This is a genomic window from Actinopolymorpha pittospori, assembly GCF_014873875.1.
Classification (GTDB): domain Bacteria; phylum Actinomycetota; class Actinomycetes; order Propionibacteriales; family Actinopolymorphaceae; genus Actinopolymorpha; species Actinopolymorpha pittospori.
The window spans coordinates 4,257,160-4,281,359 of record NZ_JADBEM010000001.1 but is presented as its reverse complement, the minus strand read 5'-3'; the positions used below and the strand labels follow the sequence as shown (position 1 = coordinate 4,281,359).

Here is a 24,200-nt window from a genome sequence, read left to right as displayed (position 1 = left end):
GAGCGCTGGTTGTCAGTTCTTGATGCCGGTGAGGGTCACGCCCTCGATGAAGTAGCGCTGGGCGACGAAGAACAAGACCACGATCGGGGCGATCACCGCTGCCGACGCCGCCATCAGGAAGCCCCACTGAGCGTTGTAGACGCCCTGGAACGACGCGAGGCCGAGCGCCAAGGTGAACTTGCGGTCGTCGTTGAGGTAGACCAGTGGGCCGAGGAAGTCGTTCCACACGTGGATGAACGTGAAGATCGTGACCACCACGATGGCCGGCTTCGACAACGGCATGATGATCTGCCAGAAGACCCGCCAGGGCGAGGCTCCGTCGATGTAGGCGGCCTCGTCCAACTCGAACGGGATCGTGAGGAAGAACTGCCGCAACAGGAAGACGTTGAAGACGCCGCCCGCCGCACCGGCGAACCACGCGGGCGCGGTCAACGGCACGAAGGTGTTCAGCGCGCCGACGGTCTGCCACATCAGGAACGTCGGGATCAGCGTCACCGCGTAGGGCAGCATCAGGCTGCTGAGCAGGATCGCGAAGACGACGTTGCGACCCCGCCACCGCAGCCGTGAGAAGCTGAACGCCGCGACCGAGCACGTGAGCACGGTTCCCACCACCACGAAGACCTCGATGATCATCGTGTTGAGGAGGTAGTGCGCGAACGGTTGCGCCGTGAGCGCTCCGGTGAAGTTGGACCACATGAACGGGTTCGGGATCCACTCCGGCGGCGCCACGAACATCTGGTTGGTGTCCATGAGCGCGCTGCGCACGAGCCACACGAAGGGCAGCAGCGTCGGAACGGCGCCCGCGATCAGCAGCACGTACCACACCAGCCGGCGCCACTGGCGTCGCTTCGGCTGTCCAGCCGCCCGCGCCCCGTCCGGCGGAGTGCCGGCACCGTCGACCGGAGCGGTCGTCCTGACTCCCGACAGCGCACTCATCGGGCACCTGCCATCTCGTAGTAGACCCAGCGGCGCGCGCTCCGGAACAGCAGCACCGTGATGACCATGACGATCATGAAGAGCAGCCACGCGAGCGCGCTCGCGTAACCCATCTCGCTCTTGGTGAACGCCGTTTGGTACAGGTAGTAGATGTAGAAGAGCGAGGCGTTGTTGGGCCCGCCCTGCGTCATGATGTAGGCCTGGTTGAACACCTGGAACGTCCCGATGACGCTGGTGACCAGGTTGTAGAAGATGATCGGCGTCATCATCGGCAGGGTCACGTGCCGAAACTGCTGCCAGGCACCGCCACCGTCGATGGAGACGGCCTCGTACAGATGCCTCGGCACGCCCTGGAGCCCGGCGAGGAAGATCACCATGATGTTCCCGAACCCCCACACGCTCATGATGACGAGGGAGGGAACCGCCGCGGTCTCGCTGTAGATCCAGTTGGAGGTCGGCAACCCGACGCTGCGCAGGGAGGAGTTGAGCAGACCGAAGTCTGGGTTGAAGATCCAGATCCACAGCACCGCGCTCGCGACGCTCGGCACCAGCGTGGGCAGGTAGTAGATCGTACGGAACACACCGAGGGCCCGGACCTGCTTGTTCAGCAGCAGAGCGATCGCGAACCCCACGATCATGGTGAGCGGGACGGCGCCGAGGGTGTAGTAGGTCGTGACACCCAACGACTTCAGGAACAGATCGTCCTCGGTGAACATCCGCTGGTAGTTGCCAAGACCGACGAACGACGGCGAGGACCCGATGATCCAGTCGGTCAGGCTGAAGAAGAACGACGCGACCATCGGGCCCAGGGTGAAGATCAGGAAGCCGAGGACCGCCGGCAGGGCCAGAATGAGGCCCCACCGGCGCTCCAGGCGCGCCTGACCCGACAGCTGGTTTCGTCCCGAGTGCCGCTCACCGGACCGATGCGACCTCGTGATCGTTGCGGACATCGTGTCAGTCCTTTCGGCTCCACTCACAGGCTCGACGGCGTGGGGTACCAACCCTGGAGAAGGGGCTCCACCTTGTCCTTGAGTTCGTCGAGCACCTTCTTGGCCGGGACCTTTCCGGTCTCGATCTGCTGCAGGGCGGGAGTGAGCACCTCGCTGATGGCGGGCATGTTCCGAAGACCCTGGCTGTAGTCGCGGACCGCGTTGTTGATGCGGTAGTCGACCGCGGCCGTACGGTACTCCGGCGGGTGCGCGTCGTTCTTGATCCAGGAGTCGATGCTCTTGTCGTCGGCGTAGTACTTCGTCTCGACCGGCATCCACAGGCCCTGCTGGAACAGGTCGCTGTTTTGTCCGTCGACGCTGTAGACGTACAGCTCGATCGCCTGCTCGGGCGACTTCGTGGCGGCGGACAGGACGCGGCAACTACCCGCCTGCATCGTCGTCGGCTCGTGGTAGGACGGGAGCACACCGATGCCGTACTTCAGGTTGCTCTTCGCCATGTCCAGCAGGACCCACTGGCCGTCGATCGCCATCGCGACACGCTTGGTCTGCAGCTGGACCGTGGTGGTCGGCGCGTTGCTGCCGGTGTCACCGCCACCGAGCTGGGCCGGGCTCGGAGCCACCCGGTGCTTGTAGATGAGGTCCTGGAGGTTCTGGAAGACCTCGACGCACTCGGGGCTGTTGAGCGTGAACTTCTTGCCGGACTCATCGACGATGTCGCCGCCGTTGCTCCGGACGAGCGGGTACCACGTCCACTGCGTGGACATGGGCGCGGAGATGCCGAACTGGCGGATCTTCTCGGAGTCGAAGCCGGAGTCGCTCGGCCGCTTGCCGGACTGGTCGAGCGTCAGCTTGTCCGCCGTCTCGAGGAGCTGGTCCCACGACCAGGCCTTGCTGGCCTCGGCAGGGGGTAGGTCGACGCCGGCGCCGGAGAAGATGTCCTTGTTGTACCAGAGCAGCGTGATCTCGCTCGCGCCCGGCGTTCCACAGGTCTTTCCGTCGTCGTACCAGAAGAAGTTGTCCGGCTTGCGGCCCGACAGCTGGGGGTACTTCTTGATGTACTTCGAGATGTCGACGACCTTGCCCTGCTCGGCGAGCCGGTAGGCCGTCGGGGCGTCCATGTAGGCGACGTCGGGCAGCGAGTTGCTCGCGACGAGTGTGTTGACCTTCGTCTGGTAGTCGCCCGGCACGTGCACCGCCTGCACGGCGGCGTCGTCGTGCTTGGCATCGAAGTCCTGGAGCATCTTCTCGATGGCGGTCTTCTCGAACGCCGAGCCCCAGTACATGAACTGCAGCTTCGCCTCCGACTTCGAGCCGCTGGTGCCGCTTCCTCCACCACCACAGGCAGCGAGGCCTGGCACCATCGCCGCGGTCGCCGCGAGGCCACCCATCCGCAGCATGTCCCGGCGGCTCGGCCGCCGCAGGTTGCCGGTGAGTTCTGGTCGCATCATTTCTCCTGAGTACGAATGTTCAGCCGTGGAAGGGCAGCCGGGGCATCCACACCCGCATGGCGCCACCGTCACGGTTGTCCCACTGGAAGTGCGGAATCGCGGTCGCGACAACCTCGCGGCCGGGTCGATCCGCGTCGCGCGGACCCGACCGGTAGGGAAGGCCGGCGACGGGGTCTCCGGCGAGAGCCGTCGCCTCGACCTCGATCACGACCGTCCGGCCGACACCCCCGTGCTCGGCCTCGACGGGGCGTAGTCGCGCCCCGGGTGCGATGGCGAGGTCGGCGACCTCGATGCCGTCAGGCTGGTCGACCTGCTCGAAGCAGTAGACCAGCGGGCCGCGTTCAAGCGCGACAGTGCCGCGCACGGCGTCGATACGGGGATGGGGATGAACCAGTCGTGGGGTGAGATCGAGCTCGAAGGTGACGGTGTCACCGCGCTGCCAGTCCCTGGTCAGGAGGAGGTAGCCGTGCTCGTCGGGCTCGACGGGTGCGGGTTCGTCGCCGACCCGGGCCCGTGTGGTCGTACTCCAGGAAGGCACCCGGAGCGCGAGGGTCCACTCGCCCTCCGGCCCCTGGTCGACGGTGATCGTCACCTGCCCGGACCACGGAAGGTCCGTGCGCACCGTGAGCTCGACCGGTCCGGAGGACAGTGGCGCCCGGACGGTACCCGGCACGAACTGGTGGATGTAGACGGCACCCGAGGTGTGGGTGGCGACATAGTGGCCGAGTGAGGAGACGAGACGCATGATGTTCGGCGGACAGCAGGCGCATTCGAACCACTCCCGACGCCGACCGGGATCGTCGGCCTCGTAGTGGTCTGGTCGGCGCTGGAGCGGGTTGACGTAGAAGAAGCGCAGGCCGTCGACCGAGGTCGAGGCCGCGAACGCGTTGTAGAGCGTGCGTTCGATGAGGTCGGCGTACTTCGCTTCACCGGTGGCCAGCAGCAGCCGCCAACTCCAGTGGATGCTTGCGATCGCCGCGCAGGTCTCCGCGTACGCCCGGTCGGGTGGAAGCTCGTAGCGGTCGCCGAACGCCTCCTGGGCGTGTCGCGACCCCAGGCCGCCGGTGAGGTAGGTCTTGGTGGCGACCATGTCCTCCCACCGTCGAACCGAGCACTCCAACAGGGATTCGTCACCGGTTTCGAGGTAGAGGTCGACGATCGCCGCCTCGAGGTAGAGCGCCCGCACCGCGTGACCCACGAGGGTGTCCGCCTCCCGCACCGGCAGGTGGTCCTGCAGGTAGCGGGCACCGCGGTTCCGGTTCGGCGGGTCACCGATCGAACCGACACCACGGCGTTCGACGAACCGCGAGGCGAGATCGAGGTAGGCGCGCTCGCCGGTCAGTCGGTACAGCTCGACCAGCGCCGTCTCGACCTCCGGGTGGCCGTCGATACCAGGGTGCTCACCGCGGAGGAAGACCTCGACCAGGTGGTCGGCGAACCTGCGCGCGACCTCCAGCAACTGCGGGTCGCCGCCGACGCGGGCACTGGCCACCGCCGCCTGGATGAGATGGCCCGCGCAGTACATCTCGTGGGTGAACGAGAGGTTCTCGTACCGACCGCGCGGGTCGACCGTCTGGATGTAGGAATTGAGATATCCGTCGTCCAGTTGCACGTCGGTAAGCAACTTCGCCGAGGCGGTGATGAACTCCGCCAGTGCCGGGTCGGGGATCCGCCCGACGTCCCACGCGACCGCCTCCAGCTGTTTGTAGAGGTCGGAGTCCATAAAGACGGGACCACGGAACTCTCCCGTGACCGAAGCATCGGTATCAGCCGAAACATCAGTACCAGCCGATCCGGCCGCCAGCCGGAGATTGTCCAGATTCCCGGCGGTCTCGAGTTGTTCGAGCCCGAGTGGAATGCTCGCGTGCCGGTTGACGTCCTGCAGGCGGCCGAGAACTCCCCCGGAGAGGCGAACGTCGTCCACACCCAGCGTCTGCTGGACGGCGCGCGCGGCCGCGGTGGGAACCACCGGCCCGCGTACGACGCGTTCGGATGGTCCGGCTGAACTCGTCATCGACCCCTCCAGGATCCCCGACCCGACGCGAACGGGCGGCATTTGTCGAAGCGACCGCACCCCGCGGCCATACTCCGGCGGGACAGCTCCCCGGGCGTCATCAGTAACGACGGCTGGTGCCACCTGCGAGACCCGCCGACGGGTTGTGATGCGAGAATCCTGCCGGGGAACATCTGGTGCGGCCAGAACCAATTCCGCACTGGTGGTTTACATCGACGATGAAAACGTGCTGAGTGGTCGGTTGTCCGCGGACCGAAGCCCAACGGAAAACGTTGAAACTCCGAACGACACGCCCGTGTCAAGCCGGTCCTGGCGACAGTCTGCGGGCCGGAACGGCTCGGAGCAGGCGACTCAGCCTGCCGACCGCCTGCGTCCGCAGGCCTTCCGCCGGATTGGCGGAGGTCGCCGCCTCCGACCAGATCGCCCGGCCCGCGAGAAAACCCGACGCCCCGCCCGCACAGGCCACCTCCACCGCCCGCGCGAAGTCGTCCGGCGCCACTCCGGTGGACAGCACGACCCACGGGCAGGGCAGGGTCGCCGTGATCTGGGCGCAACGCTCCCGGACGCGGTCGAGGTCACCGCGGCCGTGACCGGGCACCTCCGCCTTGTAGAGCGCCGGTCCGTGTGCCCCGAACTCCTTGGCCGCCGCCACGATCGCATCGTCCCGTGCGTCCTCCGACGCCCAGGCGTCTCCTGGTGGGCGAACGACACCTTCGACGATGCCGGGCACGCCGGCCGCGGCGCACAGGGCGAGGAACTGCTCGACCGTACGTGCTCGTTCCCGCCGGCCGTTCGCCTCCCGCCAGACGACCAGCAGCTTCAACGCCGTCGCCCCGGAAGCGGTCACCAACTCGACCGTCACCTCGGGGTCGACGTCGCTGGAGCGGACCGGCTCGCCCGCCGGCTGGACGAACCGGTCGGCCGCGAGGATCAGCGCACTTCCTGGATCGAGCGGAGGTGCCGCCGAGCCGTTGAGTCCGAACGGCCGGTCCAGCAGGACCGCCGAGGCGTACGGCGACAGCGCCGCGGCGGCCTCGGCCTTGAAGCTGCGCATCACCTCGTCGCTGGCGGGCCTGCCGTCCCGGGTGAGGAGGGTCCGCAGCGACTCGCGCTGGTCGAGCGCCACCATGGCGAAGCCGCCCTCCGAACGCTCCAGCGCGGCGATGCCGATCGGCCCGGCGTTCATGGCGTCCTCCGTGGGTGAGCCGGGCCCTCGCCCGCACCCGTGTCGCTGATCGCGGCGGCGATCTCGTCCAGGTCGGCCTCGGTGAGTTCGAGGTTCGCGGCGGCGATCCAGCCGTCGACCTGGCCCGGAGACCGCGCGCCGACGATGGCACCGGTCACGCCCGGGAACGCCAGCGTCCACGCCACGGCCACCGCCGCGACGCTGACGTCGTGGCGTTCGGCGACGGGCGCGAGCGCCGCTGCCAAGCCGAGGTTGCGGGTGAGCGCGTCGCCGGTGAAGTCTGGTGAACGGCCCCGCCAGTCGTCGCGGGTCGTCAGGGCGGCCCGCTCCGAGGTGAACGCGCCACTCAACAGGCCCGCCTGCAGGGGCGAGTAGTTGATGACGGCGGTGCCGTGCTCGTTGCACCACGGGATGATCTCGGCCGCCGCGTCCCGACGGATGGCGGAGAACGGCGGCTGCAGCGAGTCGACGTGTCCGAACCCTTCCGCCGCCTCGAGTTGCGCGACACCGTGGTTGGACAGCCCGACGGCACGGACCTTGCCCTCCCGAACGAGGTCGAGCAGCACCGGCCAGTAGTCCTCGACCCGGCTGCCGTCCTCGGCGGGCCAGTGCATCTGGTACAGGTCGATGCGTTCGACACCCAGCCGGCGCAGGGACTGCTCGACCTCGAAACGCAGGGAGGCCTCGGCCCCCACGCGTTGGGCGACGGCGTCCGCGCCCCAGCGGAGCCCGCACTTGGTGAAGATGTAGGGCCGATCCGGTTCGGGCAGTGCCGCGACCGCGGCTCCGACGACCTCCTCGGAGTGGCCGAGGCCATAGATCGGGGCCGTGTCGATCCAGTTGACCCCGAGCTCGACCGCGCGGTGGATCGCGGCGATCGAGGCGTCGTCGTCCTGCGGACCCCAGGCGAACGTGGCGCCGAGGCCACCGATCGCCCAGGCGCCGACGCCGACGCGGGTTGTCTTCATGTCCGTACGGCCGAAAGGAACTCTTGCTGGAGCGACGTTCGCGCTCCGATCCGACTCGCGCATATCCGCCTCTTGCCTGAGCGGTGCTGGTGGAGGAGAGTGAGTTATCCAAACGTTTGCAGCAACGTTGGCACGTATCGTCGCCCGCGCCCGATGGGCTGTCAAGATTCCCGCACCGGTTGGGATCAACGGATCTTCCATGGACACAGCGCGTTCCACCCCGCGGCGTCGTCCGACCCTTCGCGACGTCGCCGCCGCGGCCGGCGTCGACCTGTCGACGGCGTCCCGCCTCCTCCGCAACCACACCGACGGATACCGCCGGGACACCGTCGACCGCGTCGTACGGGTCGCGGCCGAACTCGGCTACCGCCCCAACACCCAGGCCCGGGCGCTCCGGTTGCGTCGCCAGCAGGCGATCGCGATGCTCGTACCCGACCTCGACAACTTCGGCTTCACCGAGGTGCTGCGCGGCATCCAGGACATCTGCGAGGAGGAGGGCTTCACCCTGCTCCTGTCCGAGGTCCGCGCCGGGCCACACTCCCCCCGCCACGACCCGGCCAACCTCGCCGGCCGGGTGGACGGTGCGCTGGTCGCCTTCGCGACCGTCGACGACCCGCAGGTGGGCCAGTGGCTGCACCAACTCGACCTGCCGACGGTGATGGTCCAGCGTGGGGCACCGGACGCACTGGCCTGTGTGGTCCTCGACGAGGAGGGCAACGCCGGCCTCATGGTCGAGCACCTCGCCGGACTGGGCCACCGCCGGATCGGCCACGTGTCCGGCTCGCTCACGACCGACACGGCACTGCGCCGCCAACAGGGGTTCGACGACGCGATGGGAGCGCGCGGCCTGCCGATTCCCCCGGCTTGGACGGCCGACAGTGGGTTCACCTTCGCCGGCGGCCACGCGGCGACCCTGGCGATCATGTCGCGGCGGGAGGACCAACGACCCACCGCACTCGCCGTCGACAGCCTGGTCAGCGCGCTCGGCTGCCTGACCGCCCTGCGTGAGCTCGACCTGCGCGTACCCGACGACGTCAGCGTCATCACCATCGACGAGCACGTGATGGCGGCCCAGACCACGCCGCCGCTCACCACGATCAAGGTCCCGCAACGAAAGCTCGGCCACCGCGCGGCGCGGATGCTCCTCGACGTGATCGAGGGCGGCACCGGCGACCGGGTGGTCATCGACGGTCCGACCGAGATCATCGTCCGGCAGTCGACCGCCCCCTACCGTCGCGATCCGTCCGAGCGTCTCCCGAGCCGTCGATGAGGCCGTTGTTCGTCGGCCTCGACACCGGGCTGACCACCACCAGGGCGGTCGTCTACGACGACACCGGCACCACCCTTGGCGCGGCGACCGCCCGGACGCCACGAGGAAGCTTCACCTCCGAGCACGTCGAACGGGACCCGAGACAGCACTGGAAGGTCGCGGCGGCCACCGTCGCCCGCGCGCTCGAGCAGGCACACGACCACCCGGACCACACCGGCGGCCGGATCGCCGGGGTCGGGGTCGCGGGCCACGGCGACGGGCTGTACTTCCTGGGCGCCGACCTCGCGCCACTGGCGCCGGCGGTGCTGTCCCCCGACACCCGGGCGGCCGGCCTGCTCCGCGAGTGGCACCGGCGCGGCGTCCTCGACGACGCGGTCACGCACGGAGGTTCGGTGCCCTTCGCCGGATCGGCCGCTCCCCTGGTCGCGTGGTTCGCCGCACACGACCCGGAGCTGCTGGCGCGGACACGGTGGCTCGTGACCGCGAAGGACTGGCTTCGCAGCTGCCTCACCGGCGTCGTGGCGACCGATCCCACGGACGCGTCCGCGTCGTTCACCGACCTGCTCACCCGTTCCTACTCCGACCGTCTCGCGGACACCTACGGCGTACGGGAGGCGGCCCGGCTGTTCCCACCGGTCGTCGAGTCGACCGCGGTCATGGGCGAGGTGACCGACTCGGCGGCGCGGGAGACCGGTCTTCCGCCCGGTACCCCGGTCGCGACCGGCCTGCACGACGTCGCCGCCTGCTATCTCGGCACCGCGGGCAGCGCCCTGCACCACGTCGTGGTCGTCGCGGGCACCTTCGGTGTCAACATCACCTTGACGGATCGCCCCGTCCGATCGACCTCCGTCACCTGCCGGCCGGCGTTCGAACCGAACCGGTGGACGGTACGCCGGTCCTCGATGGGTTCCGGCGCCAACATCGACTGGGCCGTCGACACCCTCACGAGCCAGCCGACCGGCCCGGTTCACGGTGACCGGTCCGGTGGTCCGGCTGTCGGCTCGGCGATCGAACACGCTCTGGAGGAAGAACCCACCCCGGACGCCCCGCTCTACCTGCCGTACCTCTTCGGCGGTCCGGTCGGTCGGCCGCAGTCGGCGGCCCTGCTGGGGTTGCGCGCCTGGCACACGCCCACCGACATCCTGCGTGCCGTCGTCCACGGCGTCACCTTCAACCACCGGGCCGACGTCGAGCAGCTACGCAGTGCCGTGCCGACCGGTCCGGTGCACCTCACCGGCGGCGCCACCCGCAGCCGACGGTGGACCCAACTCTTCGCCGACGTTCTCGGCGCCGGCGTGAGCGTTCCACCAGGTGAGTCAGGCGCCCTCGGGGCCGCGATGTGCGCCGCCGTCGGGACCGGCCACTTCCCCGACCTGCAGGCGGCCGCCGCGGCGATGTGCCGGCCTGGGCGGTTCGTCCCGCCCCGCCCGGGTGCGCACGAGCGCATCGAGGAGGCCTACCAGGTCTACCTGCACCACAACCAGTCCCCGCCCGCGGCGGTCACCACGGCCGAGCCGTCCCCAGACCGAGGAATCCCATGCTGACAGCGCCGGACAGGCTGATCCTCGTGATCGGCGACCCGTTCGTCTCCGCCGCCGCGATGGCCGCGCCGCTACGCCCACTGCTCCCGGCGGGCTACGCCGTGGTCGAGCACGACTGGCCGATCGCGCTGGAGGAGGCGGTCGAGGTCAACCGCGTCGTCGAACGAGCCGGTCCGGACGCGGCCCGGCTCGCGCCTCTGCCCGACCTGGACGCCGAGCGGCTGGCCGGTGTCGTCACCGGCTTCCACCCGCTGACCGCCTCGACGCTGTCCGGCTGGCCACGACTGTCCTTCGTCGCCACGCTGCGCGCGGGCACCGAGCACATCGACGACGCCGAACTCCGCAGGCGCGGCGTACCGCTGGTCAACAACGCCGGCCGCAACGCCAACGCGGTCGCGGAGTTCACCGTGGCGTCGATCCTCGGGCACCTCCGCCACGTCGGCGAGGGCCACCACGCGATCCGGACGGGTGGATGGCGACCGACCGCGCCGAAACGCGGTTACCAGGAGCTCTCCGGAGCGACGGTCGGACTGGTCGGGTTCGGCGCCGTCGGCGCACTGGTCGCGCGGCGACTGCGCGGGTTCGAGACCCGCGTCCTGGTCAGCGATCCGTGGGCGGACCTGTCCGGGCACGCCGGCGTGCGTGGCGTACCCCTCCCCGAACTTCTTCGCGAGGCCGACATCGTGTCGCTGCACGCCCGGCTCACTCCCCAGACCAGGCATCTCCTCGGCGCCGCCGAACTCGACCTGCTCGCCCCGCACGCGCTTCTGGTCAACACCGCGCGGGCCGAACTCGTCGACGAGGAGGCGTTGGTCGAACGCGTGGTCGACGGCCGGATCGCCGGTGCGGTGCTCGACGTCTTCGGTACCGAGCCACTCCCCCGGGACCACCCACTGCGGGTACTCCCGTCGGTTTCGCTCTCCCCGCACCTCGCCGGCTCCACCGTCCAGGCCCGCACGCGGGCACCCGCGCTGCTGGCCGAGCGGATCGTGGCGGTCCTGCGCCCCTCCGGCAGCCAGGTCGCCGCGCCCGGTGGGTCGTTGCTATAGGGTTGGGATTACTCGAAGTACAGCTCCCCAAGAAGCACGCCGCAGAATGGGAGCCGGCTCATTCGCGTCTACGCGGAGCCATGGAGGGGCGGCATCAGTGTGGTGGTGTCCCCTCCTGAGGAGTTCGTTCCGCTATGAAAATCGGTCTCGGCCTTCCCATCGCTGACCCTGACGTCCTCCTGACCTGGGCCCGATGCGCCGACGTCAGCGACTTCAGCACCCTCGGCATGCTCGACCGGCTCGTCTACCGCAATCCCGACCCGCTGATCGCTCTGGCCGGTCTCGCGGCCGCCACGGCGCGGATCCGGCTGCAGACGGAGGTGCTCATCGCCCCGCTGCGTCAGACCGCCGTACTCGCCAAGGCCTGCGCCACCCTCGACCGTCTCGCAGGCGGTCGGTTCACCCTCGGCGTCGGCACCGGCGGTCGTCTCGACGACTACGTCGCGGCCGGTGTCGACATCCGGCAGCGCGGCCGCCGGTTGGACGAACAGATGGCGCGGCTGCGTCAGATCTGGGCCGGCGAGTCCTATGCCGAAGGTGCGGGTCCGATCGGACCCGCACCCCTGCGCGCGCGTGGCCCGGAGGTCATTTTCGGCGGGTTCGCTCCCGCCGCGATCGAACGCGTCGCACGGTGGGGCGACGGCTTCCTCGCCGCGGCACACTACGAGCCTTCGGTGGACCAACTGTTCCGCGACGTCGAGCGATCCTGGCAGCAGGCCGGACGCGAAGGGCGACCCCGCCTCATCGCCCAGGTCAACGCCGTCCTCGGGCCGGACCGGACCCTCGACCAGGCCAGCACCCGGATCAGCGACTACTACGCCTTCCTCGGCGACACCAGCGGCGTGGTCGACTCCATGCTGGCGACCCCCGCCGCCATCCGCCGCGCGGTCACGACGTTCTCCGACCTCGGCGCCGACGAGGTGATCTTCTACTGCTGGTCGCCGGACCCCGAGCAGATCGAGCGGATCGCTGAGACGGTCTTCTGAGCGACCAGCAGCCCAGCCGCACGAGCGCGCCGGGTCTCCCAGCTCGAGGCGAGCAGGAGACCCGGCGTGAGGCGGGCGGGAGGCCCGGCTACAGCTCGCGCTTGTGGAACTCCCCGGCCTTCATGATGACGTTGATCCGGTCGAGGTCGGCCAGCACCGCGATGTCGGCCAGCGGATCGCCGTCGACGACGAGCAGGTCGGCGCGCTTGTCGGGCTCCACGGTGCCGACCTCCTCGGCGATGCCGAGGAGTTCGGCGTTGGTCCGGGTGGTCGCGACCAGCGTCTCGTGCGCACCGAGCACCTGCGCCTTGATGGCGAGTTCGCGCGTCTTGTGCACGGCGAGGGGGCCGAGCAGGTCGGACCCGGACGCGATCCGCACCCCTGCGTCGTGGGCGCGTTTGAGCCCGTCGAGCCCGGCGCCCAGAACGTCGTCCAGCTTGGCCAGCTTCTCCGGCGCGAAGCCGAGCTGGCGGCCCTGCTCGTGCAGTTTCTCGTACGCCACGAACGTCGGCACGAGGAACGTGCCGCGTTCGGCCATCAGCCGTGCCGTCTCCTCGTCGAGGAAGTTGCCGTGCTCGATCGAACGGACCCCGGCCTCGACCGCGTTGCGGATAGCGTCCGAGCTGTAGGCGTGGGCGAGAACGTAGGTGCCGGCCCGGGCCGCCTCGTCCACCGCCGCCGCGAGCTCCTCGCGGGTGTACTGCAGGCTGTCCAGTTTGTCCGTCGGCGAGGCGACACCGCCGCTCGCCATGACCTTGATCGCGTCAGCCCCCCGACGCAACTGCTCCCGCACCGCGCGGCGTACACCGTCCGGGCCGTCGGCGATGTTGTCGACCATCCCGATGTGCGCACCACAACCGCATCCGACGCTGTCCTCCGCGCGGGAGCGGCTGTCCCCGTGGCCGCCGGTCTGGGACAGCGGACGGCCGCTGACGAACATCCGCGGACCGGGGATCAGGCCGCGCGCCACGGCCTCCTTCATCCCCCAGTCAGCTCCGCCGGCGTCCCGGACCGTGGTGTAGCCCTGGTCGAGGGTCCGCCGGATCACCGCGGCGATCTCGTACGCCAACAGACTGGTCGGATAGTCGCGCTGCTCCCGCCCGACCTCGACGTCGAGCGAACACACGTGAACGTGCGCGTCGATCAGGCCGGGCAGCAGGGTGCGGCCCCGGCAGTCGATCACGTCGGCATCGCTGACCGATGCGCCGCCCGCCGCGACGTCCCTGATCACGCCGTTCTCGACGACGACCGTCGCGTCGTCCAACGGATCCTCACCGTTGCACGCGATCACCCGGGCGTGGCGAAAGACCTGGAGTCCGGTCCCCATCTCGATCAGCTCTCCTGTCCGCGCACCCACTCGGCGACGACCTCACCGAGCACTGACAAGGGAAGGTTGCCGTTTCCGAGCAGTGTGTCGTGGAAGTCGCGCAGCACGAACGCCTGCCCGAGACGGGCCTCCGCCTCGGCCCGCAGCCGACGGATCTCGAGCCGCCCCACCATGTAGCCGAGGGCCTGCCCCGGCCAGCCGATGTAGCGGTCGATCTCGTTCTCGATGTTCTTGTGCGTGAGCGCGCTGTGCTCGACCATGTAGCCGACGGCCCGGTCGCGGCTCCAACCACGCGCGTGCATGCCGGTGTCGACCACCAGCCGGCAGGCACGCCAGAAGTCGAACGACACCATCCCGAGCCGGTACACGTCGTCGGTGTAGAGGTCCATCTCCTCGGCCAGCCGCTCGGTGTAGAGCGCCCACCCCTCGGTGAAGGCCGTGACCTGCGTGTGGCGCCGGAAGTTGGACAGCCCGGGGAGCTCCTGCGCCAGCGCCAGTTGGGTGTGATGGCCCGGCACCGACTCGTGGAACGCGAGTGTCTGCGCCTCGAACCGCGGGCGGGTGTGCGGCTTGGAGGTGTTCAGCCAGTACGTGCCCGGCCGTGACCCGTCCGGTGCGGGCCACTGGTAGTGGCCGAGGTCGCCGTTCTCCACCTCGTGCGCGGTCATCGGGATCACCTGGCAGCCGGCGCGCGGCAACACTCCGAGCCACCGTGGCAGCTCCTCCTGCGCGCGCGTCAACGCGTCGCGAGCCGCGTCCATGACCTCCTGCGGGCCGGTGAAGTAAAGCGCCGGATCGTTGCGCAACCGCTCGGTGATCTCGGCGAAGTCGGCGGTGCCGAGCGTCTTCTCACCGCGTTCGCGCATCTCCTCGGTGAGGCCGGCCACGAGTTCGATGCCAAGCTCGTGCAGCTCGTCGACGCTCTGGTCGGTCGTCGTGTGCTCGGCCGCGAGCTGGCGGTAGACGTCCTCGCCACCGGGCAGGTGCGCGATGCCGGGCCGATCGTCGCTACGGGCGCTGGGCAGCACCTCCGCGCGCAGCCGGTCGCGGTAGCGCGCGAGCGCGGGGCGTACCTCGTCGCGTACGACGGCCTCCAGCGACTCCCGCCATCCCGTGGGTGCGCCCTCGACCGGATCGGGAACCGACAGCAGCGGGTCGTCGGCGAGTGCCGAGGTGAGACAGACGTCGAGTTGGGCGATGGCGTTGTGGACCGGGCGCGCCACCGGTGTACGACCCTCGCGGCGCCCGGTGCCCAGCCGCTCCGTTCCGACGTCCAGCCAGCCGGGTACCTTCGCGCAGCGTTCGAGGTAGGCCCGCGCGTCCTCGGCCGTCTGCACCGGGGTGTGCGGGAGGCTGATCAGGACCGTGGCCCCCTGCCCCGTCTGGGGAATCGGGGTGACGGTGTAGTCCTGCCGACGCGCGCGGATCGCGAGCTGTGCGTCGGAGATCTTGCGGAGCAGCACCTTGTGGGTGACGCGGCGTTCGTGGTCGAGCGATGCCGGATCGACCCGCTCCGCGCGTTCCCGGAGGATGTCAAGGTCAGCTTGGCGACGCTCCTCCCCCGCGACGGTCAGGTCGGGTAGCTCGCCGGTGTGCTCGGCGTACCCGATCTGGCTGGCGTACAGCGGAGACCAGGCGAGCTGCTGGCGGAACATCTCCTCGGCGACCGCGTCGAGTTCGGCGGCGGCACCGTCGTTCGTGCGCTCCATCCTCACCTTCCAGTCAGCTCTTGCCCCACTCAGGATCCGTGGGTCGGGTGGAAGCTCCCCCGGGCCGGGCGGCTCTGCGAGGTTGAGCCGCCCGGCCCGGAGGAGCCTCGTCTCGGTGCGGTCAGCGGGCCACCAGGCGGCCTTCCAGGAACCGCTGGGAGACCTCCATCCCTTCGAAGATCTCCGCGCGGCTCTCCTCGTCGACGCAGAGCGTGGCGCTGGCGTCGAGGGTGGTGAGGGCGTCGATGATGTCCCCGAACTCGACCGTGCCCTGACCGAGCAGTCGGAACTGGCCGTCCTCGTAGTCCTTCAGGTGCACGTTGTCGATGACCGGTGCGAGGTCGCGGATCAGCCCCGCGATGTCGAGGACCTCGGACTTCATCAGGTGCCCGGTGTCGACGGTCAGCGAGACCGCCTTGTCCTGCACGGCGTCGAAGAACACGTCGAAGTCGCGGCGGTGCATGACCGGCTCGTTGGTGTGGTGGTGCAGCGAGAGTCGCACGCCCTGGTCCGACGCCTCCTGCCCGAGTCCGGACATCATCCGGGCGATGTCTGCCAGGTCGTCGTCGGTCAGGCCCACGCGGGGAACGTCGTGGCAGAGGACCACACGCTCCGAACCGACCGCGGCGGCGAACCGGAAGAGGGTGCGCAAGCGTTCCTTGCCGTCCTCGTCCAACGGGTTCATCGTGATGAGGGAGGAGACGTGTGCGGGGTCACTCCCCCACTCGGCCTGGAACCGCGCCGGGTCGTCCAGGTAGGGGGAGTACTGGTTCCCCTTCAGCTGCAGGCCGTCGTACCCGGCCTGCTGGTAGCGGTCGAACAGCAACCGCTGGCCCTCGGCGTCGCGGGTGGGCTTGGAGAACGCGAGCTTCACCATGGGAGTCCTTCGACGAGTTCGATCGGGGTGCGCTGCTCCGCGGACCGGTAGGCCGCGTCGAGCAGAGCGACGGTGCGGAGGTTGTCCCGGCCACTGTTGCTGGGCTCGCCGCCACTCTCGATCGCGGTGAGGAGTCGGTCCAGGCTCCGGAACATCGACTCGCGACGCTGGTCGCCGGCGTACGGGTTCGGGATGGTCTCCGATGCGCCGTCCGGCGTGAGAACCGTCGCGCTGTCGTAGTTGAGGCTGAGCGTGCCGCGATCGCCGAAGACGATGGTCTCGACGTGCTTGCGGCTGCTGGAGAAGCTCTGCACGTACGACACGGGAATGTCGCCGAAGTGGATCTGCACGAACCCGTCGGTCTCACCGGCGGACTCGATCGCGGGCGAGGAGAACGTGCGGCACGAGACCCAGGTGGCCTCGCGGCCGAGCAGCACGCGGAATCCGTCGAACCAGTGCACGCCCATCACCGACATCGCGTGTCGGGCCATGCCGAGCCGCCAGCCCTTGTCCTGCCGGAAGGTCAGGTCCTGCTGGTCGATGCCGAGCACCTCACCGATCCGGCCGTCCTCGATGAGCTTACGGGCGATGCCGAAGGAGTACTGGTCACGGAAGTTCTGGTTGACGGCGAGGATGACGCCGGCCTTCTCGCAGGTCTCGACGATCTCGCGGGCGTCGTCGACGTTGTCGGAGAGGGGCTTCTCCACCAGGATGTGCTTGCCCGCGCGGGCCAGCTCCGCCAACGCGTCCTTGCGCACGCTACTCGGGGTGCACACGACCGCGACGTCCCAACCGCCCGCGTCGACCATCTCCGCGACCGAGGAGTACGTGCGCTCGATGCCGTAGGTCTCCCGCGCCCACGCGGTCCGCTCGGGCAGCGGGTCGCAGGCGGCCACCACCTCGACCCGCTCCGGGTGGGCGGTGTAGGCCGACAGGTGTACTCGTGAGATTCCGCCGCAGCCGACGACGGCGATCTTCTGAACTGTCATCGTTTCCTCATTCCGGGGTCTGGTGATCGACGGCGACCGCGACGCTCGTGCCCAGCCGCTGACCGGTCCACTCACTCAGCCGTCGTACCGGCGTCGGCGCTCACGACCTGGCGTTCCGGCGTCGAGAACGTGATCATGAGGAGCGCCTGCTCCGCCCCGACGTTGGTGGCGTTGTGGATCCGTCCGCTCGGGATCGAGATGGTGTCGCCCTCGCTCATCTCGAAGTACTCGTCGTCGAGCCGGTGCCGGATCGTCCCGCGCAGGACGTGCAGCACCTCGTCGCAGTTCGGGTGGTAGTGGGCGTGGTTGGCCTGGCCAGGCTCGATCGTGCAGCGGCCGACGGTCAGCGTGTCGGAGTTGCCGAGCGCTCCGGACACGAACCAGTCGAGATGCCCCCACGGGTACTCCTCGGTGACGTTGTCCTTCGCCCGCGCGATGCGCGATTCGCCCATTGCTCCGCTCCCAGAAAGTCGTCGGCCGGTCAGGTGCCGAAGGTCGGGTGTCGACCAGATGTCGAGTCAGGTTGTCGATCAGGTGTTGTCGAGGGTGAGGTCGAGTTCGGTGAAGGCGCGGATCTGCGCCGTGATCGCCCGCTCGGTCGGCAGCCGCTCCATCGAGGAGGCGCCGTAGAAGCCGTGCACCCCGCTCGCCCTGCGCAGCACGTACTCCGCGTCGTCGGGTTCGGCGATCGGACCGCCGTGGACCAGGACGATCACGTCGTCACGCACCTCGCGGGCGGCCTTCGCCCACGTCGTCGCGAGGTCCACGCAGTCGTCCAGGGTGCGGACGGTCTCGGCGCCGACCGCGCCGCCACTGGTCAGCCCGAAGTGGCAGACCACGATGTCGGCTCCGGCCTCGGTCATCGCGGCCGCGTCCTCCACGGAGAAGACGTACGGCGTCGTCAGCAGGTCGAGCTGGTGGGCGCGCCGGATCATGTCGATCTCGAGCGCGTAGCTCATCCCCGTCTCTTCGAGGTTGGCGCGGAAGATCCCGTCGATCAGCCCGACGGTGGGGAAGTTCTGGACGCCGGAGAAGCCGAGGCGGGCGAGTTCGGGGAGGAAGACGTCGGGGTCGTAGAACGGGTCGGTCCCGTTCACACCGGCGAGCACGGGGGTCTGCTCGACCACCGGCAACACCTCGCGGGCCATCTCCACCACGACGTCGTTGGCGTTGCCGTAGGCCAGGATGCCCGCGAGCGACCCACGCCCGGCCATGCGGTAGCGGCCGGAGTTGTAGATGACGATCAGGTCGATCCCTCCGGCCTCCTCGCACTTGGCGGACAACCCGGTGCCGGCGCCCCCGCCGACGATCGGCTTGCCCGCCTCGACCTTGGTGCGGAGACGAGCGAGGATCGTCTCTCTGGACAGGCGGCTCATCGGTCTACTCCCTTGTGCGCGCTGACATAGGCGTCCAGCTTGGTGACCATCGCGGTCGCGAACGCCGGATCGTTGACATCGAGGTCCAACTCGACGAGTTCCACCCGGTCGCGGTCGAGGTTCGACCTGATCGCGTCGAAGAGTGCGGCGTCGGCGTCCGGGTCATGGAAGGGCCCATTCTCCACCGCGATGGCGGAGATGCCCCGCAGCGGAAGGAACAACGCGGCCGGACCGGTGCTCGCCGACAGGCGGGTCGCCAGCCGCGCACCGAGGATGGCGCACTCCTCGGGCGTGGTCCGCATCAGCGTCACGCTCGGGTTGTGGACGTAGAGGTTGCGGTCGGCGAACCGCTCCGGCACGGTCTCCTTCGGCCCGAAGTTGACCATGTCGAGGGCACCGGCCGACACCACCTGGGGCACGCCGGCCCGGCCGGCCGCGGTGAGGCGGTCGGGCCCCGCCGAGAAGACCCCGCCGACGAGTTCGTCGGCGAGTTCGGTGGTGGTGACGTCGAACACCCCGGAGAGCCACCCGGCACCGGCCAGCTCCTCGAGGGTGCGACCACCGACCCCGGTCATGTGGAAGACGAGGACCTCGTAGCCGGCCTTCTCCAACAGCTCGCGGGCCTTGGTGACGCAGGTGGTCGTCACGCCGAACATGCTCGCGGCGAGCAGCGGCCGGTCGGCCGCGGTGGCGGGCGCGGGCGTGGTCACCATGCCGGCCAGGGCGGCCGCGGCGTTCGCGAGGATGCGGGCCGACAGCCGGTTGACCCCGGCGATGTCGGTCACGCTGGGGAAGAGCACCAGGTCGCTCTGCGCGACGTACATCCGGGTGTCGCCGGAGGCGGCCGTGGACACGATCACCTTGGGTACGCCGAGGGGGAGCTCGCGGAAGGCCTGGGCGGCGATGGAGGTGCCGCCGGTCCCGCCGAGCGCGAGCGCGCCGTCACAGGAGCCCTCGTCGTAGAGACGTTTGACGACGAGCGCAGCGCCCTTCGCCATCGCCGTGACGGCCGCGCCACGGTCCCGTGCCGCCGCGAGCGCGGCGATGTCGGCACCGCCGGCGGCGGCAACGTCTGCTTGCGGAACGTCGGCCGTCGGGCCGTTGTTCTCCGTCACGCCGGCATCGACGAGGACGACATCGAGGCCTGCCTCGACCAGTCGGTCACGGACGAAGGCGTACTCGGCGCCCTTGGTGTCCAGTGTTCCGAGGAGTACGACAGTCGCCACTGCTCATCACTCCCGTCAACGATGAATTGCGACGCATTCGCAATGCGTCGGGGACTGCACTTTCGTCCCGACTTGGTTGATGATCGGACGATGGGCACCAGCGGCGCTAGATCCAATCAGCCCCCAGTGGTTTACTTCGGCGCGCCACGGCTGACCCGGCTGCTCGACGGCTGGGGCGACCAGCCCGGCGGGCTGAGCACCAGGCTCGCCGGGGCGTTGCGGCAGCTCGTCCGCTCCGGCCAGCTGCCGGCAGGTGCCCGGCTGCCCTCCGAACGCGTGCTCGCGGCGGCCCTCGGCCTCGGCCGCACCACGGTGGGCCAGGCGTTCGACACTCTTCGCTCCGACGGCGTCCTGGTCAGCCGGACGGGCACGGGGACGTTCGTCACCTCGGCGGCGGCGAGTGCGGGAGCCCGGGGCGATGACCGGCTTCGGTCATTCGTGAGTGGGCCGCAGACCGCACGCGTCGACCTCCGCAGCGCCGCCCTGCCCGGCATCTCCCTGGTGGCCGAGGAACTCGACCGGCTCTCCTCCGCCGACTTCCTGGACACGCTGCCCTCGCACGGCTACGTACCCCGGGGGCTGCCAGCGCTGCGCACCGCGGTCGCCAACTACTACACGGCCCTGGGCCTGCGCACCGATCCCGGTCAGGTTCTCGTGACCTCCGGCGCGCAACAGGCGATGCGGCTCCTCGCCGAGGCGCTCATCGAGCCGGGCGGAACCGTCGTGGTCGAGGAGCCGACGTTCCGCGGTGCGATCGAGGTGCTGCGCGGTGTCGGCGCGCCCCTGGTGGGGGTGCCCAGCGGACCCGAGGGCGTCGACGTCGACGCGCTCGCCGCGGCGGTACGCCGGCACAAACCCGTGTTCGTCCTGCTCCAGTCGACGGTGCACAACCCGACCGGATCGGTCCTGCCGGAGTGGGCGCGCGCCGCCGTGGCGCGCATGTCGGCGGAGACCGGCTGCACGATCATCGACGACGCCGCCCCGACCGACGCGCTCATCGACGGCCCGCCGCCCCCACCGCTCGCGTCCTACGGCGGGCGGGTGCTCACCCTCGGCTCGGCCAGCAAGGGGTTCTGGGGCGGGCTCCGGGTCGGCTGGCTGCGCGCCGACCGTCGACTCGTCGAACGCCTCGCGGTGGTCAAGGGAGCGGAGGACCTCGGTACGTCGATCCCCGCGCAGGTGGTGACGGCGCGCCTGCTCGACCGTGCCGCGGAGGCCCGGGCGCAGCGCCGGGTGGCCCTGGGCGCCGCCCGCGCGTTCGCCCTGCAGTTCATCGCGGACGAGATCCCGGAGTGGCGACCGCTCGTACCCGCCGGCGGGGCGTCCCTGTGGATCGAGCTGCCAGCCGGCTACTCCGCGACCGCGTTCGCCGAGCGCGCCGGCCGCGCGGGTGTGGACGTCCTCGCCGGTTCGACGTTCAGCTGCCGTGACGCCCTCGACGACTGGCTGCGGGTGGCGTTCGCCGCGCCCCTGGACGTCCTCGCGAACGGTCTGCACACGCTCGCCGAACTGTGGCACACCCAGCCGCCGCGGGACTGACCGGTCCGGCTCACGCCAACAGGGGCAGCTTGCGCACGATCTTGTCGACCTTGTTGCGTGGACCAATGAGGCTCACGGCGTAGTAGCCCACGCCGTCGGTGCGGGCCAACTGCTCGACGTACTCGTCATAGACCCGGACGCTCTGCGCGATGCTCGGCATGTCGGCGACCAGGATGTCCGCCGCTGCCTCCGCGCTGGCCCTGACAGCGGCCAGCCGCGCCGAATCCGCACCAAGGATGGAGCACCCCGCCCAGGGCAGCCCGAGGTGGCGCGTACCGGCGGCGTCCTCGACCTCCGGACCGAGCAGGCCCGGCACCGCCACCGCCGTCGCGGCGGCGGCACAGACCGCGGCGTTGACGGCGCGTCCCGCCGGCAACGCCTCGTCGACCACGATCACCCACTTCAGCTTCGCGGCCCTGGTCGGCTGTCCGAGCAGGATCTCCTCCGGGGCGAACCCGACCACCGACGCCGCATCTTCCACACTCACCGAGCACATCTCCTTCACTGATGTACGGACTCAACTCGTGACGCTAGCGAGAGGTCCGGATACCAGCCAAGGGATCCGTACATAATTCGGCTACGCTGCCCTGATGGCAGATCTGGACGAACTTGATACGGCGATCCTGCGGGAGCTCCAGCGCGACGCACGGCGGACCAACCGCGACATCGCCGCGGCCGTCGGGGTCTCCCCCACGACTGCTCTCGACCGCACCCGCTCACTCCGGGAGCGCGGGATCATCCGGGGCGCCATCCTCGACGTCGACCTGCCCGCGATCGGGCGTCCGGTCCAGGCGCTGATCGCGGTGCGGATCCGGCCGCCGTCCCGCCCGGTGATCGAGGCGTTTCGCAACTGGGTCCGCCAGCTACCTGACACCATCGGGGTCTTCGTCGTCTCCGGCTCCGAGGACTTCCTGATCCACGTCGCCGTCCCCGACAACAACAGCCTCTACGCGTTCGTCATCGACCGACTCACCCAACGCCCCGAGGTCGCCGACGTCCGCACCAGCGTCGTCTACGAGCACCTGCGCAGTCCCGCGATCAGCCCGGCCTGAGTCGCGCGGGTTCGAAGGCGCCTCGCCCGGCCACCATCCGAGCGGCCGCTCACTTGTCGAGCATCACCCAGACGCCGAGCACGACGGCGGCGAGGCTGAGCAGGAAGCACACACACGCCGCGGCGAGGCCGAGCACCGCAGCTGAACCAGTCCGGCGCACGGTGAAGACGTTCATGCCGACGATGCCGAGGGAGAAGAGCGCGACGATGCCGACGCCCCCGACGACGGCGATGACGCACACCTGCCAGAGTGCCGTGACGTCGACCAGCGAGCCCATGATCACGCCGCCCGTTCCTCTGAGCCGGTCGTCGACTGCGGCAGGCTGACCTTGTTGATGTTGTCCGGACCGACCGCGCTCCGCCGCGAGGCGAGGTAGAGCCCGGCCGCGACCGCGAGGGTGGCGGCGGCGACCACCAGCACACCGACGATGCCCCCGACAAGTCCGGAACTCCACGCCACGAAGGCGCCGATGGCGCCGGCCGCGGGGAGCGTGACCAGCCAGCCGGCCACCATCCGGCCCGCCATTCCCCACTGCACCTGCGCGTGCCGGCGGCCGATACCGGCTCCGACCACGCCGCCGGCGCAGACATGTGTGGTCGAGAGCGGAAAGCCGAAGTGGGACGACGCGAGGATGACGGCACTCGCACACGTTTCCGAAGCGAACCCCTGCGGGGTGCTGATCTCGGTCAACCGCGTGCCGACCGTCCTGATGACCCGCCATCCGCCGAAATAGGTGCCCAGCGCTATCGCCGAGCCCGCGGAGATGATCACCCACAGCGGTGGATGGGAGTTCGGCGCCAACGTTCCTCCGGCGATCAACGCCAGGGTGATGACGCCCATCGTCTTCTGCGCGTCGTTGGTTCCGTGTGCCAGCGACACCAACGAGGCCGACACGATCTGGCCGTAACGGAACCCTCGCCGCGAGCGCTTCGCTCCGACCTTCCGCACGGCGAGGTAGGCGATGAACGTCGCCACCGCCGCGACCAGCGCCGCGAGCACGGGTGCCACCGCCGCGGGAACGAGCACGTCGGAGACGATTCCGGGCACGTTGACCGCCCGACTTCCCACCGCCACAAGCGTCGCGCCGACCACGCCACCGATGAGGGCGTGCGACGAACTCGAGGGAAGGCCGAGGTACCAGGTGATCAGGTTCCACACGATGGCGCCGACCAGTCCGGAGAAGACCACCGATGCCGACGTCGCGCCGGCGTCGACGATCCCGGAGGCGATGGTCGACGCCACCTTGATCGACAGGAATGCGCCGAGAAGGTTCAGCACCGCTGATATCAGCACGGCGATTCGTGGTCGGAGCGCGCCTGATGCGATGGATGTAGCCATCGCGTTGGCCGTGTCGTGAAAGCCGTTCGTGAAGTCGAACGCGAGCGCCGCCACCACGACAATCACCAGGAGTGCGATTTCCACGTGCCCCATCCCATGCGCTGGGCCGACGGACGAACAAGCTCCTCGCCCCAGTGTTCACCCTCCTTCGTCGGCACCGAAACCGCCCTGGATCGCGATGACGTCGGTCCTCGCCGGTCAGGACTTCGGCACCGAACACCGCGGCGCGGGTGATTCAGGCCAATCGGGCAGCTCGCGGCGAGGCATCGCTCCTCTCGGTTCGGCGTCCGGCGGCCACTCGGTGCACGTCACGCCACCGGCGCGACCGGCTTCGGCCGGATCGACGACGCCGCGACCAACCGACCTGGACCCGGGCAAGCGCTTGCATTACCGTCTTTCACGGACCCCAGCCGTGGGTC

At 69.7% G+C, this 24,200-nt stretch carries 22 protein-coding genes; 6 read left to right on the top strand and 16 right to left on the bottom strand.

Going from position 1 to position 24,200, the window contains the following annotated elements; translation table 11 throughout:
* Positions 1-12 precede the first annotated feature (12 nt).
* The 6 genes from HEB94_RS20250 to HEB94_RS20225 all read right to left on the bottom strand — a co-directional run bounded on the left by HEB94_RS20250 (position 13) and on the right by HEB94_RS20225 (position 7,502).
* The gene (locus tag HEB94_RS20250) at positions 13-936 is read right to left on the bottom strand and encodes a carbohydrate ABC transporter permease (RefSeq protein WP_192751352.1); all 924 of its coding nucleotides are present in this window, start codon (positions 934-936) and stop codon (positions 13-15) included.
* Positions 933-1,886, bottom strand: a complete 954-nt coding sequence (locus HEB94_RS20245; RefSeq protein WP_192751351.1) for a carbohydrate ABC transporter permease — start codon at positions 1,884-1,886, stop codon at positions 933-935. Before HEB94_RS20245 ends, HEB94_RS20250 begins: the two co-directional genes overlap by 4 nt.
* A gap of 23 nt (positions 1,887-1,909) precedes the next feature.
* Positions 1,910-3,334, bottom strand: coding sequence for an ABC transporter substrate-binding protein (locus tag HEB94_RS20240; protein WP_192751350.1), 1,425 nt, complete (start codon positions 3,332-3,334; stop codon positions 1,910-1,912).
* A gap of 19 nt (positions 3,335-3,353) precedes the next feature.
* Positions 3,354-5,348 carry a glycoside hydrolase family 127 protein gene (locus HEB94_RS20235; RefSeq protein ID WP_192751349.1) on the bottom strand — a complete coding sequence of 665 codons (1,995 nt, stop codon included), beginning with the start codon at positions 5,346-5,348 and terminating at the stop codon, positions 3,354-3,356.
* Positions 5,349-5,646: 298 nt separating this feature from the next.
* Positions 5,647-6,534: an aldolase gene (locus tag HEB94_RS20230; protein ID WP_192751348.1), complete on the bottom strand. Its 888-nt coding sequence runs from the start codon at positions 6,532-6,534 to the stop codon at positions 5,647-5,649.
* On the bottom strand, positions 6,531-7,502 hold the full coding sequence (locus HEB94_RS20225) for an aldo/keto reductase (protein WP_192751347.1): 972 nt from the start codon (positions 7,500-7,502) through the stop codon (positions 6,531-6,533). The genes HEB94_RS20230 and HEB94_RS20225 overlap by 4 nt, the downstream gene beginning before the upstream one ends.
* 199 nt (positions 7,503-7,701) lie before the next feature.
* Here HEB94_RS20225 and HEB94_RS20220 point away from each other — a divergent pair, with 199 nt between their 5' ends.
* The 4 genes from HEB94_RS20220 (at position 7,702) to HEB94_RS20205 (ending at position 12,348) form a co-directional block, all read left to right on the top strand.
* Entirely contained in the window at positions 7,702-8,772 is a 1,071-nt protein-coding gene (locus tag HEB94_RS20220; RefSeq protein ID WP_192751346.1) for a LacI family DNA-binding transcriptional regulator, read from the top strand.
* Positions 8,769-10,316, top strand: coding sequence for an FGGY-family carbohydrate kinase (locus HEB94_RS20215; RefSeq protein WP_192751345.1), 1,548 nt, complete (start codon positions 8,769-8,771; stop codon positions 10,314-10,316). Before HEB94_RS20220 ends, HEB94_RS20215 begins: the two co-directional genes overlap by 4 nt.
* Entirely contained in the window at positions 10,310-11,362 is a 1,053-nt protein-coding gene (locus HEB94_RS20210; protein ID WP_192751344.1) for an NAD(P)-dependent oxidoreductase, read from the top strand. The genes HEB94_RS20215 and HEB94_RS20210 overlap by 7 nt, the downstream gene beginning before the upstream one ends.
* 134 nt (positions 11,363-11,496) lie before the next feature.
* Complete coding sequence (locus HEB94_RS20205) at positions 11,497-12,348, top strand: LLM class flavin-dependent oxidoreductase (RefSeq protein WP_192751343.1); 852 nt, start codon at positions 11,497-11,499, stop codon at positions 12,346-12,348.
* Between the two features lie 88 nt (positions 12,349-12,436).
* Here HEB94_RS20205 and HEB94_RS20200 read toward each other — a convergent pair whose 3' ends face one another.
* From HEB94_RS20200 to HEB94_RS20170, 7 genes are all read right to left on the bottom strand, one after another.
* Positions 12,437-13,675, bottom strand: a complete 1,239-nt coding sequence (locus tag HEB94_RS20200) for a metal-dependent hydrolase family protein (RefSeq protein ID WP_192751342.1) — start codon at positions 13,673-13,675, stop codon at positions 12,437-12,439.
* Positions 13,676-13,680: 5 nt separating this feature from the next.
* A complete protein-coding gene (locus HEB94_RS20195) occupies positions 13,681-15,384 on the bottom strand; it encodes a DUF885 domain-containing protein (RefSeq protein WP_192751341.1) in 1,704 nt (567 codons plus the stop codon).
* 121 nt (positions 15,385-15,505) lie between these two features.
* Positions 15,506-16,261: a sugar phosphate isomerase/epimerase family protein gene (locus tag HEB94_RS20190; RefSeq protein WP_202896456.1), complete on the bottom strand. Its 756-nt coding sequence runs from the start codon at positions 16,259-16,261 to the stop codon at positions 15,506-15,508.
* Positions 16,255-17,250 carry a Gfo/Idh/MocA family protein gene (locus tag HEB94_RS20185; protein ID WP_192751340.1) on the bottom strand — a complete coding sequence of 332 codons (996 nt, stop codon included), beginning with the start codon at positions 17,248-17,250 and terminating at the stop codon, positions 16,255-16,257. The genes HEB94_RS20190 and HEB94_RS20185 overlap by 7 nt, the downstream gene beginning before the upstream one ends.
* Before the next feature lie 71 nt (positions 17,251-17,321).
* Entirely contained in the window at positions 17,322-17,702 is a 381-nt protein-coding gene (locus HEB94_RS20180; RefSeq protein ID WP_192751339.1) for a cupin domain-containing protein, read from the bottom strand.
* Positions 17,703-17,780: 78 nt separating this feature from the next.
* Positions 17,781-18,626 (bottom strand): phosphoenolpyruvate hydrolase family protein, encoded by an 846-nt coding sequence (locus tag HEB94_RS20175; RefSeq protein WP_192751338.1) that lies wholly within the window; start codon positions 18,624-18,626, stop codon positions 17,781-17,783.
* Positions 18,623-19,852: a Tm-1-like ATP-binding domain-containing protein gene (locus HEB94_RS20170; protein WP_192751337.1), complete on the bottom strand. Its 1,230-nt coding sequence runs from the start codon at positions 19,850-19,852 to the stop codon at positions 18,623-18,625. Before HEB94_RS20170 ends, HEB94_RS20175 begins: the two co-directional genes overlap by 4 nt.
* Before the next feature lie 126 nt (positions 19,853-19,978).
* Here HEB94_RS20170 and HEB94_RS20165 point away from each other — a divergent pair, with 126 nt between their 5' ends.
* Positions 19,979-21,391, top strand: coding sequence for an aminotransferase-like domain-containing protein (locus tag HEB94_RS20165; RefSeq protein ID WP_337917839.1), 1,413 nt, complete (start codon positions 19,979-19,981; stop codon positions 21,389-21,391).
* 10 nt (positions 21,392-21,401) lie between these two features.
* On the opposite strand, the gene HEB94_RS20160 is transcribed toward HEB94_RS20165, so the two are convergent.
* A complete protein-coding gene (locus HEB94_RS20160; protein ID WP_192751335.1) occupies positions 21,402-21,887 on the bottom strand; it encodes a DUF2000 domain-containing protein in 486 nt (161 codons plus the stop codon).
* A 94-nt stretch (positions 21,888-21,981) separates the two neighbouring features.
* On the opposite strand from HEB94_RS20160, the gene HEB94_RS20155 reads away from it, so the two are divergent.
* Positions 21,982-22,443 carry an Lrp/AsnC family transcriptional regulator gene (locus tag HEB94_RS20155; RefSeq protein ID WP_192751334.1) on the top strand — a complete coding sequence of 154 codons (462 nt, stop codon included), beginning with the start codon at positions 21,982-21,984 and terminating at the stop codon, positions 22,441-22,443.
* Positions 22,444-22,492: 49 nt separating this feature from the next.
* Here HEB94_RS20155 and HEB94_RS20150 read toward each other — a convergent pair whose 3' ends face one another.
* Both HEB94_RS20150 and HEB94_RS20145 read right to left on the bottom strand, forming a co-directional pair.
* Entirely contained in the window at positions 22,493-22,726 is a 234-nt protein-coding gene (locus HEB94_RS20150; RefSeq protein ID WP_192751333.1) for a hypothetical protein, read from the bottom strand.
* On the bottom strand, positions 22,723-23,874 hold the full coding sequence (locus tag HEB94_RS20145; protein WP_202896455.1) for an inorganic phosphate transporter: 1,152 nt from the start codon (positions 23,872-23,874) through the stop codon (positions 22,723-22,725). Before HEB94_RS20145 ends, HEB94_RS20150 begins: the two co-directional genes overlap by 4 nt.
* Positions 23,875-24,200: the final 326 nt, after the last annotated feature.

What these genes read in the sequence shown, in the direction of transcription:
- HEB94_RS20205 (WP_192751343.1), top strand. Translation starts at nt 11,497, where the DNA reads ATGAAAATCGGTCTCGGCCTTCCCATCGCTGACCCTGACGTCCTCCTG.
- HEB94_RS20185 (WP_192751340.1), bottom strand. Translation starts at nt 17,250, where the DNA reads ATGACAGTTCAGAAGATCGCCGTCGTCGGCTGCGGCGGAATCTCACGA.
- HEB94_RS20245 (WP_192751351.1), bottom strand. Translation starts at nt 1,886, where the DNA reads ATGTCCGCAACGATCACGAGGTCGCATCGGTCCGGTGAGCGGCACTCG.
- HEB94_RS20155 (WP_192751334.1), top strand. Translation starts at nt 21,982, where the DNA reads ATGGCAGATCTGGACGAACTTGATACGGCGATCCTGCGGGAGCTCCAG.
- HEB94_RS20175 (WP_192751338.1), bottom strand. Translation starts at nt 18,626, where the DNA reads ATGAGCCGCCTGTCCAGAGAGACGATCCTCGCTCGTCTCCGCACCAAG.
- HEB94_RS20240 (WP_192751350.1), bottom strand. Translation starts at nt 3,334, where the DNA reads ATGATGCGACCAGAACTCACCGGCAACCTGCGGCGGCCGAGCCGCCGG.
- HEB94_RS20145 (WP_202896455.1), bottom strand. Translation starts at nt 23,874, where the DNA reads ATGGGGCACGTGGAAATCGCACTCCTGGTGATTGTCGTGGTGGCGGCG.
- HEB94_RS20225 (WP_192751347.1), bottom strand. Translation starts at nt 7,502, where the DNA reads ATGAAGACAACCCGCGTCGGCGTCGGCGCCTGGGCGATCGGTGGCCTC.
- HEB94_RS20195 (WP_192751341.1), bottom strand. Translation starts at nt 15,384, where the DNA reads ATGGAGCGCACGAACGACGGTGCCGCCGCCGAACTCGACGCGGTCGCC.
- HEB94_RS20220 (WP_192751346.1), top strand. Translation starts at nt 7,702, where the DNA reads ATGGACACAGCGCGTTCCACCCCGCGGCGTCGTCCGACCCTTCGCGAC.
- HEB94_RS20215 (WP_192751345.1), top strand. Translation starts at nt 8,769, where the DNA reads ATGAGGCCGTTGTTCGTCGGCCTCGACACCGGGCTGACCACCACCAGG.
- HEB94_RS20250 (WP_192751352.1), bottom strand. Translation starts at nt 936, where the DNA reads ATGAGTGCGCTGTCGGGAGTCAGGACGACCGCTCCGGTCGACGGTGCC.
- HEB94_RS20190 (WP_202896456.1), bottom strand. Translation starts at nt 16,261, where the DNA reads ATGGTGAAGCTCGCGTTCTCCAAGCCCACCCGCGACGCCGAGGGCCAG.
- HEB94_RS20200 (WP_192751342.1), bottom strand. Translation starts at nt 13,675, where the DNA reads ATGGGGACCGGACTCCAGGTCTTTCGCCACGCCCGGGTGATCGCGTGC.
- HEB94_RS20210 (WP_192751344.1), top strand. Translation starts at nt 10,310, where the DNA reads ATGCTGACAGCGCCGGACAGGCTGATCCTCGTGATCGGCGACCCGTTC.
- HEB94_RS20230 (WP_192751348.1), bottom strand. Translation starts at nt 6,534, where the DNA reads ATGAACGCCGGGCCGATCGGCATCGCCGCGCTGGAGCGTTCGGAGGGC.
- HEB94_RS20180 (WP_192751339.1), bottom strand. Translation starts at nt 17,702, where the DNA reads ATGGGCGAATCGCGCATCGCGCGGGCGAAGGACAACGTCACCGAGGAG.
- HEB94_RS20235 (WP_192751349.1), bottom strand. Translation starts at nt 5,348, where the DNA reads ATGACGAGTTCAGCCGGACCATCCGAACGCGTCGTACGCGGGCCGGTG.
- HEB94_RS20160 (WP_192751335.1), bottom strand. Translation starts at nt 21,887, where the DNA reads ATGTGCTCGGTGAGTGTGGAAGATGCGGCGTCGGTGGTCGGGTTCGCC.